Here is a 4,231-nt window from a genome sequence, read left to right as displayed (position 1 = left end):
CGCGGGCTTTTTTACGTGAGGTAAGCATGCCTTTGCTTGATGATATCCAGCGCGTTTTGCGCAGTTTCCAACGCTACACCGGCGATGGGCTGCCCAATCCGCCGGTCGGGCATCCGCTCTCCTCGGGCGGGGACCCGCGCTCGGGCATTCACCATCTCGACAAGGCTGATCTCCGGGATTTGCTGGTATCTATTGCGCAGAGCCTTGGTGATCCGTCCGCGCTGCAGAGCATCCTGACGCAGCTGGATGGCAAGGCGGAGGATGCCGACGTGACCGCCGTCCTGCGCAATGCTGGCGTGATCACGCTGACCAATGTCACTGGCGAGGGCAATGCGATCACGGCGGAGTTTCCGGCGGCTCTTGCGCCGATCCTCGGTACGGGGATCCCTAATGGGCTGATCATTGGGTTTGTCAGTACGATCACCTCGACGGATTCCGTTGATTTGACGATCGGTACTGACACCACGCCGCTGCGTCAGGAAGGCGGGCAACTGCTGAACGCGGAAATCACGGTCAAGACCGGCCGTTTCTATGCCTTTCGACGTCATGGTGCTCAATGGCGCATGGCGTTTGGTGATGTGGCGCTTAAGGACGTGCTGGATCAGGTGGCCTTTGAGGCAGCCGCGCGAGCGGATGCAATCCAGGCTGAAGTTGTGGACCGCACGGAAGCAATCGCGACCGCCATCGCCCCCGTGGCGAAACAGATCGGCCGCCGCCGTGGCCGCCGCGTCCTGGCAGAGGATCGGCGCGGGGCGGCACTGTCGGGCTATGATGCAGAGGGGGCGCTCGTCGCGGATCTCTCAGAGCATACGATCGACAGCGTTTGGGGTGATCTGCCGCGCATGATGGGTGATCGGCAGCGCCGTGGCCTCGGACGCGGCATCGCGCATCGTCGCGAGGATGGTGCAGGGCTGCTGTGGCTGCAAGATGATGGGGTCTATTCGGCTTGGGGCAAGCTCGCCATCGCAAGCAATGTTGCCGGGTCGTCGCTGTCTCTTGCAGATCGCGATGCTATCAATAAAGGCGCTTCTGCCCAGATCAAACAGCGCGTCCCGAATGGCCCAGCCCTGTCTGCCGATTACATCATCTTCCTGAGCGAGGGGCAGTCATTTTCCAACGGCTCCGAGGCGCGCGGTACGCTCAGCACAGCCACCGCCTTGTCCTGCCTGATGCTGGGAGAGCAGGTGCGCTCGGCAGCGCCGTCCGAGGCAGGCTGGACCTCGATTGGTGGGGACGTGTTGCACCCTCTGGTTGAGGGGCGACAGGGGGTGACGGGCCTCGATGGCACGGTCATCACAGATGACACGGTGGCCTATATGGGCGAGACCTATATCTCGGGCTGGCTCCGGACCCTCAAGGCAAGGATGGCGGCGCAGGTCTTTGCTGATGATCTGCCGGATCGACGCTTTGTCGGCAATGCGATGGGACCGGGCAACACGACCATTGCCCAGCACCAGAAGGGCGCGTCGCAGGGCTATTATCTTCGGGGTCAGGTCTGCGTCCAGAAAATCAAGGCGATTGCGGATGGCGAGGGGCGCAGTGCTATCGTCGCCGCTTTCTCTTGGTCGCAGGGCGAAAACAACGCATCAGCGACCCAAGCTGATTATTTTGCGGCATTGTCTCAACTGATTGCTGACAAGCGTGCCGATTACATGGCGACGACCGGGCAAGCGGAGCCGCCCTTGGTGTACCTGACCCCGCCCGGTGGGCGCTACACCAATGATGCCGCCAATCTTGGCATCCAGATGGCGTTTTTGCAGGCCGAAGCCGAGATCGATGGGGTCTATCTGGTGGGCCCCTATTACCAGTATCCCAGCCCGCCCGCGCATATCATGGCCAACAGCTATCGCTGGCATGGTTGCCAGATCGGCAAAGTGGCGACGATCACGCAGGTACACAAGCGCGGCTGGCACTCGCTGCGCCCGCGTCAGGTGACCGCATCCGGTCGCAAGATCACCATCGACTTTCTGGTGCCAGTGCCACCGCTCCAATGGGGCACGGCTTATGATCAGGGCACGGTGGTCGATTTTGTCGACAAGGGGTTCCGAGTCACCGGCGGTGCCGCGGCGATTGGGATCACCTCGGTCCAGATTGTCGCCGACACCATTGTCCAGATCGAGCTGGCGACGGCAGCTCCCGAGGGCGCGTTGCTCTGGTATGGCGACCGCACCACGCACAATGGCAAAGGCCAGCTCTGCGATAGCGACCCATGGCGGCATGATCATGGCTGGGAGTACCCCGCCGATCACCTCGATCCCATCGAGAACCTCCCGTCTTTGATCGGGCAGACCTACGGCGGTGAAAACTGGTGCGCCCAGTTCTGCCTCCCCATCACCATCACACAAGAGGTATAACCATGGCTACTGGCCTGCCGATCACCGGCATTGTCCGCCCGAGCGGCGATGATCTGCCCATCTACGATCCGATCCTTGAGCTGGCGGGCATCCCGGATCTCGTCGGTGTCTGGGCCCCAGACGCGGATTATGTTGTGCGCGACAGTGGGGGAGTATCGTCGATTGCGTCTCAGTATGGCGATATTGACTTGCTCCCCCTCCTGACCGGACGCCCCTCCTTTGTTGAGCATGACGCCATGCTGGATGAGAGCGCGCTAAGATTTGCTGCGGCCAATAACGCCTTGCTGCGCGGCATTCCTGTCGCGTCGTTCTGGGGCTGGACAGCGATCTTACTGTTGCGACCATCCACAGCGGATCTGACAACGAACTACCACCTCAAGGCCTATGCTGCGCTGGAGTCGGGCAGTTACGAGATCTCGTGGCGCACGACAGCGACCGGCGGCCATGCGGCTGTTAAAAGCACGACCATCCCGGTTACACCACAGCTTGGGACAGGGGCGGGGACGATCAACCTCGGCAAATACAGCACGCTCATCTATCGCGCGACCCCTGACGCCGTGTCGGTGTTCAAGGACGGGGGCAAGACGGAGTTCGCGGGCGCGATGCCAGCCCCCGACGGCCCAACGCTGCTCTATCTCGGCGGAAGGCCAAATGCGGCAGGCACGGCGTCCTCAGGTTCATATGATGGCCTCCTTGGTGCAGCGGTGGTTTATGGCCGGGCACTGACGGATGCCGAGGTGGCGCAGGCCTACCGCGCTATTCGCGACATGCATCCCGGAGCAGTGCCTGGGACATTCTAGCCAGCGCAGGATCACTAACATGGAGGGGGTTAATAGCATTGCCGATGCACAACTGATGGTTAATTCTAGGATGGCCCGAAGGGAGTGCAGGACACAATGACAGAGACGCAAGCCGAGGTTGCACCAATCATTAATGTGGTTGGAGATTCTCATACCGCTTATTTCAACCTGCCAGATCAATTGACGGCTCGACGCTGCGGGCTGCCTTGGCCCTTACCTTACAAGGTAAGAGCCAGGGTCATCCCCAGTGCCTCGCTTGTCGGCTTGCGCGGTGAGGAGGGGACCCTCCGAACGCGGGACATTATCCGTCCGATCGCCGCTGGCGCATCTCATCTTCTGTTGGCCTTCGGGCAGGTGGATCTAGAGATTGGCTATTATAACCGGCTCGTCATCAAAGGTGAGAAAATGTCTCCCTCCGGGTTGGTCGATTACCTCATGGCAATGATGCATAAGTTTTTCTCCGAGGTTGACTTGTCAAAGCCTCAGTGCGCTATCAAAGGCGTCAACCTGACAGCGTACAATGACCGTGCATTCGCAGCCCGATACATAGGCAAGATATTGTCTGATCGTCATGCCCCAGATGCGCTAGATGACGTAGTGCGCCGCACAAAAAAATTCTTCTTGGGCGAGGCGGCGCAGGATGAACTGCATATGGAATTCAACGCCCGCGCCAAAGCTTTTGCGGATGAGCGCGGATATGGCTATGTGGATGTGAACGATTTTCTGGCCCGGCGGGACGATAGTGGGCAGGTCGCTCAGCCAGTTGCAATCGACATTGCCTACCTCCCGATTAGGCGAGACCATCATGTGATCCACTCCCTTGAGATGTATCGCGAGCACTACTGGGCTGCAGGCCGAGCGTTTGGGCTAGGGCGCTAGTTTCTCAGCCTTTTTCTCAATGCTCAGCCCCGCCTCGCGCGGGGTTTTCTCATGCGCAGGAGGCGCAATGACAGACGATCCGACACCGATCTGGGCCTCGATCAAGGCTGCCATCGTCGCGATTCCTGTGTTGAGTGCCGCGCTCTGGGGCGGCCTTGGCGGGGCGACGAATGCGCTGGTGATCAAGGTCACCGCTCT

General features: G+C 60.4%; 3 protein-coding genes. All 3 read left to right on the top strand.

Going from position 1 to position 4,231, the window contains the following annotated elements; all coding sequences use genetic code 11:
* Positions 1 to 2,354: hypothetical protein (locus tag RTS12_RS20190; RefSeq protein WP_312531863.1), on the top strand; the 2,354-nt coding region annotated here is incomplete at its 5' end.
* Between the two features lie 2 nt (positions 2,355 to 2,356).
* Positions 2,357 to 3,154 carry a hypothetical protein gene (locus tag RTS12_RS20185; RefSeq protein ID WP_312531861.1) on the top strand — a complete coding sequence of 266 codons (798 nt, stop codon included), beginning with the start codon at positions 2,357 to 2,359 and terminating at the stop codon, positions 3,152 to 3,154.
* Positions 3,155 to 3,250: 96 nt separating this feature from the next.
* Positions 3,251 to 4,033, top strand: a complete 783-nt coding sequence (locus RTS12_RS20180) for a hypothetical protein (RefSeq protein WP_312531859.1) — start codon at positions 3,251 to 3,253, stop codon at positions 4,031 to 4,033.
* Positions 4,034 to 4,231: the final 198 nt, after the last annotated feature.

This window comes from Paracoccus sp. (in: a-proteobacteria), assembly GCF_032007265.1.
Classification (GTDB): Bacteria; Pseudomonadota; Alphaproteobacteria; order Rhodobacterales; family Rhodobacteraceae; genus Paracoccus.
Note: the sequence above shows the minus strand (reverse complement) of the source record. Positions and strands in the feature narration are given on the sequence as shown.

Coding starts and splice junctions, on each gene's coding strand:
- RTS12_RS20185 (WP_312531861.1), top strand. CDS start 2,357: ATGGCTACTGGCCTGCCGATCACCGGCATTGTCCGCCCGAGCGGCGAT.
- RTS12_RS20180 (WP_312531859.1), top strand. CDS start 3,251: ATGACAGAGACGCAAGCCGAGGTTGCACCAATCATTAATGTGGTTGGA.